This is a genomic window from Microbacterium sp. (assembly GCF_047606685.1).
Taxonomy (GTDB): domain Bacteria; phylum Actinomycetota; class Actinomycetes; order Actinomycetales; family Microbacteriaceae; genus Microbacterium.
Map to the genome: position 1 here is coordinate 1 of NZ_JASGEC010000038.1, position 13,548 is coordinate 13,548.

At 71.8% G+C, this 13,548-nt stretch carries 15 protein-coding genes and 1 pseudogene; 10 read left to right on the forward strand and 6 right to left on the reverse strand.

Annotated features, from left to right (window positions below):
• Positions 1-217 precede the first annotated feature (217 nt).
• From QM611_RS03905 to QM611_RS03925, 5 genes are all read left to right on the forward strand, one after another.
• A complete protein-coding gene (locus QM611_RS03905) occupies positions 218-646 on the forward strand; it encodes a hypothetical protein (protein WP_415078592.1) in 429 nt (142 codons plus the stop codon).
• Positions 643-789 (forward strand): hypothetical protein, encoded by a 147-nt coding sequence (locus QM611_RS03910; protein ID WP_415078593.1) that lies wholly within the window; start codon positions 643-645, stop codon positions 787-789. Before QM611_RS03905 ends, QM611_RS03910 begins: the two co-directional genes overlap by 4 nt.
• 224 nt (positions 790-1,013) lie before the next feature.
• Complete coding sequence (locus tag QM611_RS03915; RefSeq protein WP_415078594.1) at positions 1,014-2,069, forward strand: hypothetical protein; 1,056 nt, start codon at positions 1,014-1,016, stop codon at positions 2,067-2,069.
• A 110-nt stretch (positions 2,070-2,179) separates the two neighbouring features.
• Positions 2,180-2,569, forward strand: coding sequence for a RidA family protein (locus QM611_RS03920; RefSeq protein WP_415078595.1), 390 nt, complete (start codon positions 2,180-2,182; stop codon positions 2,567-2,569).
• Between the two features lie 97 nt (positions 2,570-2,666).
• Positions 2,667-3,674: an intradiol ring-cleavage dioxygenase gene (locus tag QM611_RS03925; RefSeq protein WP_415078596.1), complete on the forward strand. Its 1,008-nt coding sequence runs from the start codon at positions 2,667-2,669 to the stop codon at positions 3,672-3,674.
• Between the two features lie 124 nt (positions 3,675-3,798).
• On the opposite strand, the gene QM611_RS03930 is transcribed toward QM611_RS03925, so the two are convergent.
• Both QM611_RS03930 and QM611_RS03935 read right to left on the reverse strand, forming a co-directional pair.
• On the reverse strand, positions 3,799-4,998 hold the full coding sequence (locus tag QM611_RS03930) for a cysteine desulfurase-like protein (protein ID WP_415078597.1): 1,200 nt from the start codon (positions 4,996-4,998) through the stop codon (positions 3,799-3,801).
• A gap of 165 nt (positions 4,999-5,163) precedes the next feature.
• A complete protein-coding gene (locus QM611_RS03935; RefSeq protein WP_415078598.1) occupies positions 5,164-5,289 on the reverse strand; it encodes a hypothetical protein in 126 nt (41 codons plus the stop codon).
• Between QM611_RS03935 and QM611_RS03940 the strand changes: the two genes are divergently transcribed.
• Positions 5,288-6,166 carry an aminotransferase class I/II-fold pyridoxal phosphate-dependent enzyme gene (locus tag QM611_RS03940; protein ID WP_415078599.1) on the forward strand — a complete coding sequence of 293 codons (879 nt, stop codon included), beginning with the start codon at positions 5,288-5,290 and terminating at the stop codon, positions 6,164-6,166. The genes QM611_RS03935 and QM611_RS03940 overlap by 2 nt on opposite strands.
• A gap of 3 nt (positions 6,167-6,169) precedes the next feature.
• On the opposite strand, the gene QM611_RS03945 is transcribed toward QM611_RS03940, so the two are convergent.
• Complete coding sequence (locus tag QM611_RS03945; RefSeq protein WP_415078600.1) at positions 6,170-6,937, reverse strand: tyrosine-protein phosphatase; 768 nt, start codon at positions 6,935-6,937, stop codon at positions 6,170-6,172.
• A 148-nt stretch (positions 6,938-7,085) separates the two neighbouring features.
• On the opposite strand from QM611_RS03945, the gene QM611_RS03950 reads away from it, so the two are divergent.
• Complete coding sequence (locus tag QM611_RS03950) at positions 7,086-8,057, forward strand: Gfo/Idh/MocA family protein (protein WP_415078601.1); 972 nt, start codon at positions 7,086-7,088, stop codon at positions 8,055-8,057.
• Between the two features lie 281 nt (positions 8,058-8,338).
• Here the strand turns inward: QM611_RS03950 and QM611_RS03955 are convergent, their stop codons facing one another.
• Together QM611_RS03955 and QM611_RS03960 are read right to left on the reverse strand one after the other, a co-directional pair.
• Positions 8,339-8,806 (reverse strand): hypothetical protein, encoded by a 468-nt coding sequence (locus tag QM611_RS03955; RefSeq protein ID WP_415078645.1) that lies wholly within the window; start codon positions 8,804-8,806, stop codon positions 8,339-8,341.
• Positions 8,793-9,212 (reverse strand): annotated as a pseudogene (locus QM611_RS03960) (ABC transporter ATP-binding protein); the annotation flags it as partial. The gene QM611_RS03955 and the pseudogene QM611_RS03960, both read right to left, overlap by 14 nt.
• A gap of 173 nt (positions 9,213-9,385) precedes the next feature.
• Between QM611_RS03960 and QM611_RS03965 the strand changes: the two are divergent.
• Complete coding sequence (locus QM611_RS03965; protein WP_415078602.1) at positions 9,386-10,621, forward strand: ROK family protein; 1,236 nt, start codon at positions 9,386-9,388, stop codon at positions 10,619-10,621.
• 25 nt (positions 10,622-10,646) lie between these two features.
• Positions 10,647-12,302, forward strand: a complete 1,656-nt coding sequence (locus QM611_RS03970) for a glycoside hydrolase family 13 protein (protein ID WP_415078603.1) — start codon at positions 10,647-10,649, stop codon at positions 12,300-12,302.
• An 11-nt stretch (positions 12,303-12,313) separates the two neighbouring features.
• On the opposite strand, the gene QM611_RS03975 is transcribed toward QM611_RS03970, so the two are convergent.
• Entirely contained in the window at positions 12,314-13,237 is a 924-nt protein-coding gene (locus QM611_RS03975) for a LysR family transcriptional regulator (RefSeq protein ID WP_415078604.1), read from the reverse strand.
• 85 nt (positions 13,238-13,322) lie between these two features.
• Here QM611_RS03975 and QM611_RS03980 point away from each other — a divergent pair, with 85 nt between their 5' ends.
• On the forward strand, positions 13,323-13,493 hold the full coding sequence (locus QM611_RS03980; protein WP_415078605.1) for a hypothetical protein: 171 nt from the start codon (positions 13,323-13,325) through the stop codon (positions 13,491-13,493).
• Positions 13,494-13,548 lie beyond the last annotated feature (55 nt).

Here is a 13,548-nt window from a genome sequence, read left to right on the forward strand (position 1 = left end):
GGGATGCTGCGGCGTCGCTGCGCGAGCCCGCGCGCTGGGCGGCGGCCGCCGCCGCGTCGCTCGCCGCGCGAGCCCCCGGTCGGTGAGCGGTCCCTCGGTGGGTGAGCGGTCCCCGGTCGTTGAGCGAGCGAAGCGAGACGAAACGCGGCGAGGTGGGCGCCGCGGTCGGCCTCACGATGGCGCCTCCGATCTCAGCGCCCCGCGGTAGCATCGGAGCGTGGGCGCGGTTGCAGAGCAGGAGGCGACGACTCCTGAGGGCGTCGTGACGCGCGCCGCGCGCCCGGTCCCGCCCGCCGATCGGTTCATGCGCCGCCTCTTGCGCGTGTCGTCGACCGACACGGGCAAGGTCGCCGGCGCCCACCGCGCCTTCCGCACGGCGATCATCGTCTCCGGGGTGCGCTGCTTGATCAGCTACCTCCTGGTGCCGATCCTGATCCCGATCACCGCCGTCGCGGGGTTCGTCGCCGCGCCGCTCAGCCTCGCGCTGTGCCTGTTCGCGATCGTCAACGGCGTGATCAGCGTGCGCCGCTTCTGGGTGTCGAACCACCGCAGCAGGTGGATGTACACGTGGTTCATGGCGGTCGTGTTCGTCGTGTTGATCGTCGCGATCGTGCTGGATGTCTCGAGGCTGGCGGGGATGGCATGACCGACACTCCCGACGTCGAGTCGGCGGCCCACGACGCGGACGAGCCACGCGACTCGCCGGCGCGCGTGTGGATCACCGTGGGCCTGTTCGTTGTGTTCGTTGTGTTGGCCGGCAGCTGCACCGCCCTGTGGGAACTGTTCTGAAACCGGACCGCTGACCCCCGATCGTTCGCGGGGCAACTGATGAGGTTGTGTGACGGCAAGTTTCGCTGCATCCCCCCTCGTCGCCGTCGTGTGCGAGCATGGGCGCGTTCGCAGGCTGACGCGAAGCCTCGCGCCCGACGTTCCGCTTCGGCGGCTGGGCACTGGCTGCGATTTCCCATCCGGTGGGAAGTCGTGTGGCTTCCCCGACGCGAAAAGAGACGAACATGGCCACTGTGCAGGGTGCGCTGCTGGTCGGCAGCATCAACCTCCCCGACGCCGAGACGACGTTCCGCACCGCTGCGGAAACGCTTGGCGGACACCTCAAGCGCGTGCCAGACGGCGAGCCAGGCGCGCGCTTCCACTGGATCGCGTTCCAGGCGGACCGCATCGCCGCGACTCCCGGCATCGAGCGCGTGGGCGACGAGCCCGTGCTGCTCAAGGGCCTGGATCTGCGCCCGATCCGCGTCGCCGATGGTGTCGACATCGCGTCGCTGCGGCTCGCGCCCCTCGGCTACGCCGACTCGGCGCTCCAGTCGTGGGAGCAGTTCCGCGCGCTGCGCGAGGCCGGAGTGATCGCGCCGGGCACGCGCTTCCAAGTGTCGTTGCCGACGCCGGCGGCCGTCGTGGGCGCCTTCGTCGTGGCCGAGCAGCGGGCGGCGTTCGAGCCGGTGTACGCCGCCGCGCTATACGGCGAGCTCGACCGCATCCTCGCCGCCGTTCCGCACGATGACCTCGCCATCCAGTGGGACACGGCGGTCGAGTTCGCGTTCATCGAGGGCGCGGGCTACCCCGAGCGATTCGGCGGCGCCTACACGCCCTGGTTCGACGACGTGTGGGCGGGCGTCATCGGGCGGGCGGTCGAGCAGTCACGGCACGTGCCCGAGCCCGTCGAGCTCGGCTACCACCTCTGTTACGGCGACGCGGGCGAGCAGCACTTCTTCGAACCGGCCGACACTGCGAACCTCGCGCGGTTCGCGAACCTGCTCGCGGCGGGCGTGGAGCGCTCGATCCAATGGGTGCACCTGCCGGTTCCGATCGGTCGCGACGACGACGCCTATTTCGCGCCTCTCGACGAGCTAGCGCTGGGCCCGGAGACCGAGCTGTACCTCGGCCTCGTGCACCGCGAGGACCTCGCCGACGGCGCGCGCCGGCGCATCGAGGCGGCTGCCCGGCACGCGCCGGCGTTCGGCGTGGCGACCGAGTGCGGCATCGGGCGCGCCCCCGCCGAGACGGTCGTGCCGCTGCTTGGCGCGCACGCGGCGGTGGCGACCGCGTGGTAGCGAGCGGGGGCTCCAGACGAGCTCGATTCTCGACCTGTGCCTCTGCGTCACGACGAGCTGCTTCTTGAGGTCGGCCTTTACGCCTCGAGTCTGGCGCTAGCCTGGCGTCGATGCCACGAATCCCGTTCAGCGCTCCCGGCGCTCCTCCGCCTATCGGGCCTTACTCCGTCGCCGCCCGCGCGGCGGGATCGTCGCTCGTCTTCCTGTCGGGCCAAACGCCGATCGACCCCGAGACCGGCGCGCTGGTCGACGGCGGCATCGGCGAGCAGACACGGCAAGCGTTGCGGAACCTGGAGACCGTGCTGCGCGCGGTCGGCGGGTCGTTCGAGGATGCCGTGAAAGTCAACGTCTACCTCGCGTCGATGGACGACTTCTCCGGCATGAACGAGGTCTACGACTCCTTCTTCACTGCGCCGCACCCGGCTCGCACGACGGTGGCCGTGGCGGGATTGCCGCTCGGGGCGCTCGTGGAGATCGAGCTCGTGGCATCCCTCCCCTAAGCCCGGGTCGACCCGTCAGGGGAATCGCATAGGCGAGGCATAGACGCGGCCGGGATGCGTGCGACATGCTGGCACAACACCACTGGGAGGTTTGAACATGAACAAGTTTCCGGAACCGGAGCAGACGCCGGACGGCCCGGTATACGAGGGGCGGCTGCTCGACAGGCCTGACGAAGAGGTGGTCGACCAGGGTGTCGCCTTCGACCTGCGCACGCTCATCACCCGCCGCCGCCTGTTCACGGTCATGGGGCTCGGCGCGGGGGCCGCAGTGCTGGCCGCGTGCGCTTCCAACGCGGCCACCCCGTCGAGCTCGTCGAGTGCGACCGGGTCGACCTCGACGACGGGCGAGATCCCCGACGAGACGGCTGGGCCGTACCCCGCCGACGGCTCGAACGGCCCCGACGTGCTCGAGGAGGCGGGCATTGTGCGCAGCGACATCCGCACCAGCATCGGCGGCACCACGGCCGTCGAGGGCGTGCCGCTCGTGTTCACTCTCACGATCACCGACTTGGCGAACGGCGACGTGCCGTTCGAGGGCGTCGCCGTCTACGCGTGGCACTGCGACGCGCAGGGCCGCTACTCGCTGTACTCGGAGGGCGTCGAGAACGAGACCTGGCTGCGCGGCGTGCAGGTGACCGGCTCCGACGGAACGGTCACGTTCACCTCGATCGTGCCGGCCTGCTACACGGGCCGCTGGCCGCACATCCACTTCGAGGTGTATCCGGACGTCGACTCGATCACCGACTCGACGAACGCGATTGCCACCTCGCAGCTCGCCTTCCCCGAGGACATGCTGAACGTCGTCTACCAGGAGGCGGAGTACGAGACCTCGCCCGCCAACCTCTCGCAAGTCTCGTTGGCCACCGACAACGTGTTCGGCAACGACGGCGGCGAGCTGCAGCTGGCGACGGTGACCGGAGACGTCGCCAGCGGCTACGAGGCATCCCTCGTCGCCCGCGTCGACACCACGACGACGCCGACCGGCGGCGACTCCGCCGGGTCTGGCTCGGGAGCCGGCGGCGACCCCGGCGCCAGTGGCGGCCCGGGCGCCAGTGGTGGCCCCGGCGGCGGCGAGGGCGGCAGCCAGCCCCCCTCGGCCCCCTGACGAACCAACCGAAATCTCCTGATTTCGCGCAGTCAGGTCGAGTTGTGGCGAAACGACCTGACTGCGCGAAATCGCCTGATCTGGCGAAACGCGCCGTTGCGCGGCGGCGGGCCGCGGCATCCTGTCAGCTGAGGAAGTGCGCCAGCGCGGCGAGCAGCCGGTCCACTTCGGACTCGGTGTTGTACGGGGCGAGCCCCACGCGCACGCCGGCGTCGGCCGCCACGCCCAGCGCGCGGAAAGGCTCGTACGCGTAGAACGTGTCGGCGGGGGCGTGCACGAGGCGCTCGGCGAGAAAGCGCGACGCCTCCTGCGGGTCGTGGCGCGGCAGCGTGAAGAACAGGGTCGGCGTGCGATCGGCCGCGACCGAGTGCACCACGACGCGGTCGCCGAGCGCCGCCAGCCCCTCCTCGACGCGCCGGCGCAGCGCGAGCTCGTGTGCGTCGTACCGCTCGAAGGCGTCGGTCAGCCGCTCGGCGCGCGTCGCGCCGTCGCCGAGGGATGCCGTGAAGTCGACCGCCGCGGTCGCGCCCGCCATGACCTCGTACGGCAGCGTGCCGAACTCGAAGCGTTCGGGCACCTCGTTGGTCGACGGCAGCAGCTTGTCGGGCGTGAGCGTGTCGAGCAGCGCCGGATCGGCGGCGAGCACAGCGCAGTGCGGGCCGAAGAACTTGTACGGCGAGCACACGAAGAAGTCGGCCCCGAGCGCGCGCAGGCTCACGCGCTGGTGCGCCGCGAAGTGCACGCCGTCGACGTAGACGAGCGCGCCTGCCTCGTGCGCGCGTCGCGCGATGCGGGCGACGGGCGGCTTGGTCCCGAGCAGGTTGGATGCCGCCGTCACGGCGACGAGCCGCGTGCGCTCGGTGACGACGTCGTCGAGCGCGTCGAGCCGCAGCTCGGCCGTCGCGGGGTCGAGCTCGAGCCAGCGCACCGTCGCGCCCGCGCGCTCGGCCGCCTGGATCCACGGGCGCACGTTGGCGTCGTGGTCGAGCTGGGTCACCACGACCTCGTCGCCGGGCCCCCACGCCTTCGCGAGGTGTCGAGAGAAGTCGTACGCGAGCTGCGTGGCGCTGCGGCCGTAGACGATGCCGTCGGGGCTCGCGTCGAGCAGGTCGGCGTACGCGTGCCGGAAGGCGAGGACGGCATCCTCCGCGTTCTGCTCGCTGAGGATGCCGACGCCGCGGTTGGAAAGCGGAGCAGTGAGCACCCGCGCGATCGCGTCGCCAACGACGGCGGGCGTCTGCGTGCCGCCCGGGCCGTCGAAGTGCGCGATGCCGGATCGCAGGGAGGGGAACGCGTCGCGGAGGGCGGGGATGTCGAGGCTCACCAACCCATCATGGCCGACGCCGCCGAGGCGCGTGCGGCGTCGGGGGCGTGTGTGGCGCCGGGGACAGGAAATGTACCCGGCGGAGGATGCATGTGGCCCGAGGCATCCTTCCCCCGGCCCTTTTCCTGTGCTCGGCACGCGGCGGAGGTGCCGGCACTCCCCGGCTCAGCCCGCTCGACGCCGGCGCGTGCGCACGGCGAGCGCGGCGCACCCGATGACCGCGACGCCGCCGAGCGGCGTCGGCCAGCCGATGTGCTCGCGCAGCAGCAGCGCCGCCCACAGGATGCTCATGACCGGCTCCCGCGCGGCGCGCACCGAAGCCGCGACCACACGCTCCCCGGTGGGCGGGATGCCTGAGCTGCAGGCGTGGTTCGCTGCCGCGCTCGCCGAGGCCGCGCCATCCGGCATTACCCCCGCCGCCGCGCGCGACGCGCTGATCGTGCCGGGCAGCCAGGGCGGGCTCAGCGCGGTCTTCCGCGCCGTCGTCGGGCGCGGGCAGCCGCTCGTCGTCGAGTCGCCGACGTACTGGGGCGCGATCCTCGCCGCCGAGCAGGCGGGTGTCGTGCTCGTGCCGATTCCGACCGGGCCGGCCGGGCCCGACCCGGACGCCGTGGAGCGCGCGCTCGCGCACACGGGGGCGCGGGCGTTCTACGCGCAGCCGACGTTCGCGAATCCGACCGGGGGCCAGTGGCCGGTGGAGACCTCCCGCGCCGTGCTCGACACCGTGCGCGCGCACGGCGCGTTCCTCATCCTCGCCGACCGCGCCGCCGACTCGATGTACGTGAGCGGGCTGCTGCAGGCCGCCGCCCTCGACGTCGTGACGCAGCCGGGATGGCGCAGCCACCTGCGCGGGCTGCGGCCGCGACTGCGCGCCCGCCGCGACGCCCTGCTCGAGAGCGTGCGCGCGCACGCCCCGTCGGCGCACGTCGAGAGCGTCCCGGTCGGCGGGCTCAACCTGTGGCTGCGGCTACCCGAGGGCACCGATCTCGAACGGACCGTGCGCGAGTGCGAGGTGCGCGGACTCGTCGTCGCGCCGGGCGGGGAGTGGTTCCCCGCCGAGCCGTCCGGACCGCACTTGCGGCTCAACTACGCCGGCGAGCACCCGGATCGTTTCGCCGAGGCGGCGCGGATCCTCGGCGAGGTCCTCGCCGAGGATGCCGGGCGCTGAGCGTCAGGGGGATGCCTCGACGAGCCGTGCGCGCAGCGCGTCGTGCAGTGCCTGGTCGAAGCCGGCGGCGCGCAGCGGGGAGAGGAGGTCGCCGTCGCGCTCGCGCAGCCGCGCCATCGCGATCCGCAAGCCCTCGACCGGCGCGGTCATCAGGACCGGCATGTCGTCGGGATCGAGCGCGGCGATCACCGAGAGCGGAGGCAGCCCGGGCAGGTCGTCGGCCAGCTGGGCCATCGCGCGCCAGCGCTGCACGAGCAGCGGCAGGTTGCTCTGCGTCACGCCGTAGTCGGCGACGATCGCGTCGTCGTCGGCGCCGAGCGCTGCGAGCAGGAACGCGGCCAGCATCCCGGTCCTGTCCTTGCCCACCGCGCAGTGGAACACGACCCCCCGCGGGCTCGCCGCGATGAGGCCGAGGGCGGCGACGAGGTCGGCGGCGTGCTGGTCGACGAGCCGGCAGTAGAACTCGCCCATGTCGCGCACCGTGCGCGGCAGCGCGTGGCCCACGAACAACTGCGCGCCGAGCGCGATGTTGCGGTAGTGGATGCCGCGCGACTCGAGCCGGCCGCGGTCGACGCTGCGCGACTCCTCTGTCGAGCGCAGGTCGATGACGTGCGTGACGCCGTGGGTGTGCACGAGCTCGTCGAGGAACCCGTCGGGCGCGTGGGTGACGTCGTCGCTGCGGAAGACCTGCCGCGGGCGCACGGTGCCGCCGGCGACGGGGATGCCGCCGAGATCGCGGAAGTTCGCCGGTGGCGGCCACGACACGCTCACGTTTGCTCTCCTCGGGTCCGCCCGAAATCATATCGCTGGCGTGCGACGCCGTAGCCAGGCCGGGGGAGCGTTGAGTTGCCGCGTTTCGCGGGCACGGGGCGCGGTTTGCGGCAACTGAAGCAGGCCGGCGACGCGGTAGCGTGCTGGCATGGCCCGCATCCGACTCGCCACCATCGGCACCAGCGCGATCGTGCGCACGTTCCTTCAGGCCGCGGCCGACGTGCCCGAGATCGCCGTCACCACCGCGTTCTCGCGCGATCCGCAGCGGGCCGTGCGGTTCGCGGCCGAGGCCGGCATCCCGCACACGTCGTCCGACCTGCCGGCCCTGCTGGCCTCGGGCGACATCGACGCCGTGTACGTGGCGTCGCCGAACGCCATCCATTTCGAGCAAGCGCGCAGTGCGCTGGATGCCGGAGTGCACGTGCTGCTCGAAAAGCCCGCCACCCCGACCGCGGCGGAGTTCGAGACGCTCGTCTCGACCGCTCGAGAGCACAGCGCGGTCGTGCTCGAGGCGATGCGCAGCGCGTACGACCCTGCGATCGCGGCGGTCTCCGACCTCGTGCGGGAGGTGGGCCCGGTGCGGCGCGCGTCGCTGGGGATGTGCCAGCGCTCCGCGCGCTACGACCTCGTGCTGGCCGGCGAAACGGTGAACATCTTCGACCCGGCGCTCGCCGGTGGCGCGCTGTACGACCTCGGCGTGTACTGCATAAGCGCCATGGTGCAGCTGTTCGGCGAGCCCGATCGGGCCGTCGGCGCGTCGGCGCCGATCGCGACCGGAGCCGACGGCGCGGGCGCGGCGCTCGCGGCGTACCCCGAGTTCGTGGTCGACCTGTCGTACTCGAAGATCACGGCATCCGACCGCCCGAACGAGATCCAGGGCGAGCTCGGCACGCTCACCTTCGACAGCGTCGCGCGCCCGCGGTGGGCGGAGCTCGCCCTGCTCGACGGCTCCCGCGCCCGCCACGAGCTGGCCGGCCCCGACAACAACATGGTGTTCGAGGTGAGGCGCTTCGCGGAGCTGGTCGCGGGGGACCGGGATGCCTCGGCCGACCACGCGCGCGCGCTCGCCACGCTGCGGGTCGTCGACGCGCTGCGCGCCCACGACGCCCGCCGCCTCTAGGCCGTCCCTCGCCGCGCCCAGGCCCGTCCTCGCCGCGCCTAGGCCCGTCCTCGCCGCGCCATCCCTCCCCGGGCTCGCACCATCACACCCCCGCCGAAGTGGCGGCTGACGCCGCATCCCGTGGCTCGATGCGACAACACGCGCCACCTTCGCGAGCGCGCCCTCGACCGAGGTGTCGCGTCGTGCCTCGTCAGGACGAGGGATGCGGCGTCACGCGCCACTTTCGCGAAAGGCGACCGCGTCGCGAAAGGCGACCGCGCCGGAGGCGGTCGCGGCGGGCTTCAGCCGCGCTCGGGGCCGAGCCACACGGTGGTCTCCGCCGGCACGACGCCGATCGGCGCGGGCGCGCTGGCGAGCACAACACTCACGTCGTCGAGCAGATAGGGCTCAGAGCCGAAGTTCGTCACGACCTCCCAGCCGTTCGGGCGACGGAAGCGCAGCACGTCGTCGTGCCCCGTCTCGACCCACTCCAGCTGCTCGCCCGACTGCAGCTCGCGGCGCAGGGCCAGCGCGCGCCGGTACAGCGAGAGCATGGAGGCCGGATCGGATGCTTGCGCGTCGACCGCGAGCGACGCAAACCACTCCGGCTGCGGCAGATGCGTCCCGCCCGACCCGAACCCGAACGTCGGCCTCGCCGCCTCCCACGGCAGGGGCACCCGGCATCCATCGCGGCCGACGTCGGCCCCGCCGGTGCGGAGGAAGTGCGGGTCTTGGCGCTCGGCGAGCCCGATCTCGACGACCTCGTGCAACCCCAGCTCCTCCCCCCGGCTTGCGGTCGAGGTACTCCTCGAGGTCGAGCAGCGACGCCGCATGCCGGACGCGCTCGTCGATCTCGCTCTTCGGCGTCTTCTGCAGCATCAGGTGGAAGCCGATGTTGGCGGCGACTGTCATGTGCGGGTAGAGCGCGTAGTTCTGGAACACCATCGCGATGTCGCGGTCGCGCGGGGGAACCGCCGACACGTCCTTGCCGCCGATGTACACGCGGCCGCCGGTGATGAACTCGAGGCCCGCGAGCATGCGGATCGTCGTGCTCTTGCCGCAGCCCGACGGGCCGACGACGCACACGAACTCGCCGTCGTTGACCTTCAGGTCGAGTTGATCGATCGTGGGGCGATCGAGTGTGGGGTACTGCGCGCTTCGAGTCGTCGGCACCACGAAGGCATGCCGAACGAACCCGGCAAGTAGTCTGGGTGCGGATCGCGGATCAGCTCGTCCTCCATTGGAATGGCTGGATTCTCCGCCTTTATCTGGTTACTAGATATAAGACTCGAATTAACACCACAAGCTAGCGCACGCCCGAAGGAGACGTCAAGGATGGGGGCGGATTCATGACCATCCCGCTCGGTGACGAGTCGTCGTCGACGCGAGCGAGCACGGCGGCAGTGCTCGACCACGCGTGGGACACGGGCGTGTTCCGCACCGACGACATCATGGCGGCGGCGGGGCTGACGCGCAGCACCGCGATCTCCGCGATCGACCGGCTCATCGAGCTCGGCCTCATCCGCGAGCTGGCGAACGCCCGCTCCGAGCGCGGCTACCGCACGGGCCGCCCCGCCAGGCGCTTCGAGCTCCGCGCCGACGCGGGCATCATCGTGGGACTGGATGCCGGGCGTACCCGCTTCACGACGATTGCCGCCGATCTCTCGGGCGCGGTGCTGGTTCAACGACACGACGAGGTGGGGATCCTCCACGACTCGCCCGACGAGCGGCGAGCGGCGGCCACGCGAGCGATCGAAGGGGTGATCGCCGACGCCGGGGCGGGGCCCGAAGACGTTCTCGCGCTCGCCGTGGGCGTGCCGGCGCCCGTGGATACCTCGGGCCGCTCCCCCGCGCACGAAGAGCGTTTCTGGGAGCGGATGAATCCTGGCTTCCGAGACTTCTTCGCCGACCGCTTCCCTGTTGTTCGTGTGGAGAACGACGCCGCGCTCGCCGCGGTGGCGGAGGGCTCCGTGGGGGCCGCCCGAGGAATCCCGAGTTTCGTCGCACTCCTCGCAGGCAGTCGCATGGGCGCGGGCGTCGTGCTGGAAGGGCGGCTGGTCCGCGGCACCCACGGCGGCATCGGCGAGCTCGACGCGTTCATCCACGTGTCAGGCGTCGGTAGCGCGCACGGGATCGGCCAGCGGGCCGACGAGTGGGTGCGCGCGGCGCGGGCAGACGGCCGCGTCCCCGCCGCCCACCCGCTGGCGCGCATTCCTGACGCTGACCTGACGGCGCAGGCCGAGTTCGCCCACATTCGGGCGGACGACCCCGTGACGAGTCCGCTCGTCGAAGAGCTCGGTGCTCTGCTCGCCCGCATCTGCGGCGTGCTCGGCAGCTTCTACGACCCCGAGCGCATCGTCGTGTGCGGCGCCGTGGCAGACGCGCTCGACGACGTCATCGCCAGCGCGTCGCGCCGCGTTGGCCGCGCCCTCGACCTTCCCGCCCCGACAATCATGGCCTCGCGGCTCGGCGGCGACGTCGTCGCCCTGGGCGCGATCGCGGCGGCGCGGGAGGAGGCGCGCAGCATCGCCATCCCCCTCCTCGCCCGTCGGCTCTCGGCCGCGGCCGTCGATGAGCATGCCTAGTAAATTCGACGGATATATTTAGGACGTGACCAACAGCATCTCTGCCGACTGGTGGCGCCAAGCCGCCGTGTACCAGATCTATCCGCGCAGCTTCTCCGACGCGAACGGCGACGGTATCGGCGACCTCGGCGGCATCATCGCCAAGGTTCCGTATCTGACGGATCTCGGAGTGGATGCCGTCTGGCTGAGCCCGTTCTACCCGTCAGCGCTCGCCGACGGAGGCTACGACGTCGACGACTATCGCGACGTCGACCCGCGCATCGGCACCCTCGCCGAGTTCGACGACATGGTCGCCGCGCTGCACGGCGCCGGCATCAAGGTGGTCGTCGATATCGTTCCGAACCACTCCTCCGACCGCCACGAGTGGTTCCGCGCGGCGCTCGCAGCCCCGAAGGGCTCGCCCGAGCGCGCCCGCTACATCTTCCGCGACGGCAAGGGCGAGCACGGCGAGCTGCCGCCGACCCGCTGGCAGTCGATGTTCGGCGGCAGTGCGTGGGAGCGCGTCACCGAGCCCGACGGCACGCCGGGGCAGTGGTACCTGCACCTGTTCGCGAAAGAGCAGCCCGACTTCAACTGGGACAACAATGAGGTGCACGAGGACTTCCTCGCCACCCTCCGCTTCTGGGCGGACCGCGGTGTGGACGGCTTCCGTGTCGATGTCGCGCACGGGCTGAAGAAGAACCTCGACCCGGCGTTCGACGCGCTGCGCGACATCCTGCTCAGCCGCGACATGTTCCACGACGGCGAGCACCCGCTGTGGGACCGCGACGACGTCCACGACGTCTATCGCGCGTGGCGGGAGGTGTTCGACGAGTACGACCCGCCGCGCACCGCCGTCGCGGAGGCGTGGGTGGCGGCGCACCGGCGGGGCCGCTACGCCTCTCGTGAGGGTCTCGGCCAGGCGTTCAACTTCGACCTGCTCGAGTCGGCCTTCGACGCGGCGCGGTTCCGCGAGGTCATTGCGCACAACCTCGACGACGCCGACGCGACGGGCGCGTCCTCGACGTGGGTGCTGTCCAACCACGACGTCGTGCGGCACGCGACCCGCTACGGCCTGGTGGAGGACCGCACCCCGGCTGCCGGGAAGCAGTGGCTGCTCGACGGCGGCGACCCCGCGGCCGTGGACGCGGAACAGGGGCTGCGACGCGCTCGCGCGGCCACGCTGCTCATGCTCGCGCTTCCCGGCTCGGCCTACCTCTACCAGGGCGAGGAGCTCGGCCTGCCCGAGGTCGGGCAGATTCCCGACGCCGACCGGCAGGACCCCGCCTTCTTCCGCAATCCCGGCGTGGACATCGGACGGGACGGATGCCGCGTGCCGCTGCCGTGGTCGCGCGAGGGCTCGTCGTTCGGGTTCGGCGCTGACGGGGCGCACTTGCCGCAGCCGGCGTGGTTCGGAGAGTACTCGGTCGAGGCCGAGCAGAGCGACCCCGCTTCGACGCTCTCGCTCTATCGCGACGCCCTCGCCCTGCGGCGCGAGCTGCAGACCGAGGAGTCGCTGGAGTGGATGCCGGCCGCGCCCGACATCCTGCACTTCGCGCGCCCGGGCGGCTGGGAGGTGGTCGCGAACTTCGGCGCTGAGCCGGCGCCGCTGCCGGCGGGCGACATCCTGATCGCGAGCGGCCCGGTCGCGGGCGACCTGCCCGGCGAGACCACGGTCTGGCTGCGCGCCCCCGGTCGCTGACTTTCTCCGCCTCAGGGGATGGCAACGGGATGCGGCAGCCCGCCGCTCTCGGTGCGGGCAAGGATGTGCGCGCGGAAGAGTTCGGCGGCCGGCAGCAGCCGCCGCGGGCGGAACCACGACAAGCCGACGTTGCGGTATGCCTCGGGGTCGTCGAGCTCGAGGTAGTGCACCCGCGGGGACGACGGCTCGATCGCGCCGGCGTCCCAGCGTGCCGGGATGATCGCTGTGCCCAGGCCCGACGCGACGTACCCGCGCAGCGTCGGCAGGTCGTCGGCGACGAACGCGATGTCGAGGAGGACCCCCTCGCGCGCGCAGATCCGGTCGAGCTGCGTGCGCAGCACCGAGGTCTCGCGCAGCGACACGAAGGGGTCGTCGGCGACCTCGGCGAGCGTCGCGCTGCGGCGGTCGGCGAGCCGGTGCCCGCTGGGCAGGAGCAGCCGGATCGGCTCGCGCACGAGCGGACGCCACGCGCGGTCGGCGTCGTCGACCCGCAGCGTCGACAGCTCGAGGTCGACGGCGCTGCGCGGCCCCACGGCGGGCACGTGCTCGTCGGCCTTCGAGCGCAAGTCGAAGCGCACGCGCGGATGAGTGCTGCGGAAGCTGCCGATGAGGTCGGGGATCAGCCAGGTCCCGAGCGACGGCTGGAAGGCGAGCGTCACCGTCCCGGTCTCGGGATCGGCGATCTGCTGCACCGCGGCGAGCCCGTCGTCGAGTCGGTGCAAGGCGCCACCCAGATGCCGGTGGAAGGCGGCGCCGGCGTGGGTCAGGGCCAGGAGCCGGCCCGAGCGCCGGAACAGCGGCGCGCCCACCTCGTCGTCGAGGCGCGCGAGGGCGCGCGACACGCTGGGCTGCGACTTCATCTCGAGCTCGGCGACCTCGGTGACGGTCGCCCCGTCGGCGACCATCTGGAACCAGCGCAGCGCCTCGGTGTCCATGCTCTTCCAATCGATACGATTTACGCATTGATTGTATGTGAACTTATCATTGGACGTATCGAAAAGGGGCGACGACACTGGATGCATGAACATCAAAAACCTGCTCAGCCTTTTCACCTCCGACACGACCCCCGCCTCCTCCGAGGCCGCTGCGGACACGCACACCCGTCAGAACGCTGCATCCCCGACGGGCGTGCTCGGCACCGCCACAGGCACCATCGCCGCATGGGCCGGCGCCGCACCGCAGAACTTCTGACCCCATGACCGCGCAGTGCAGATCCCCCCGGAGCGTGCTCCGGGGGGATCGTTCG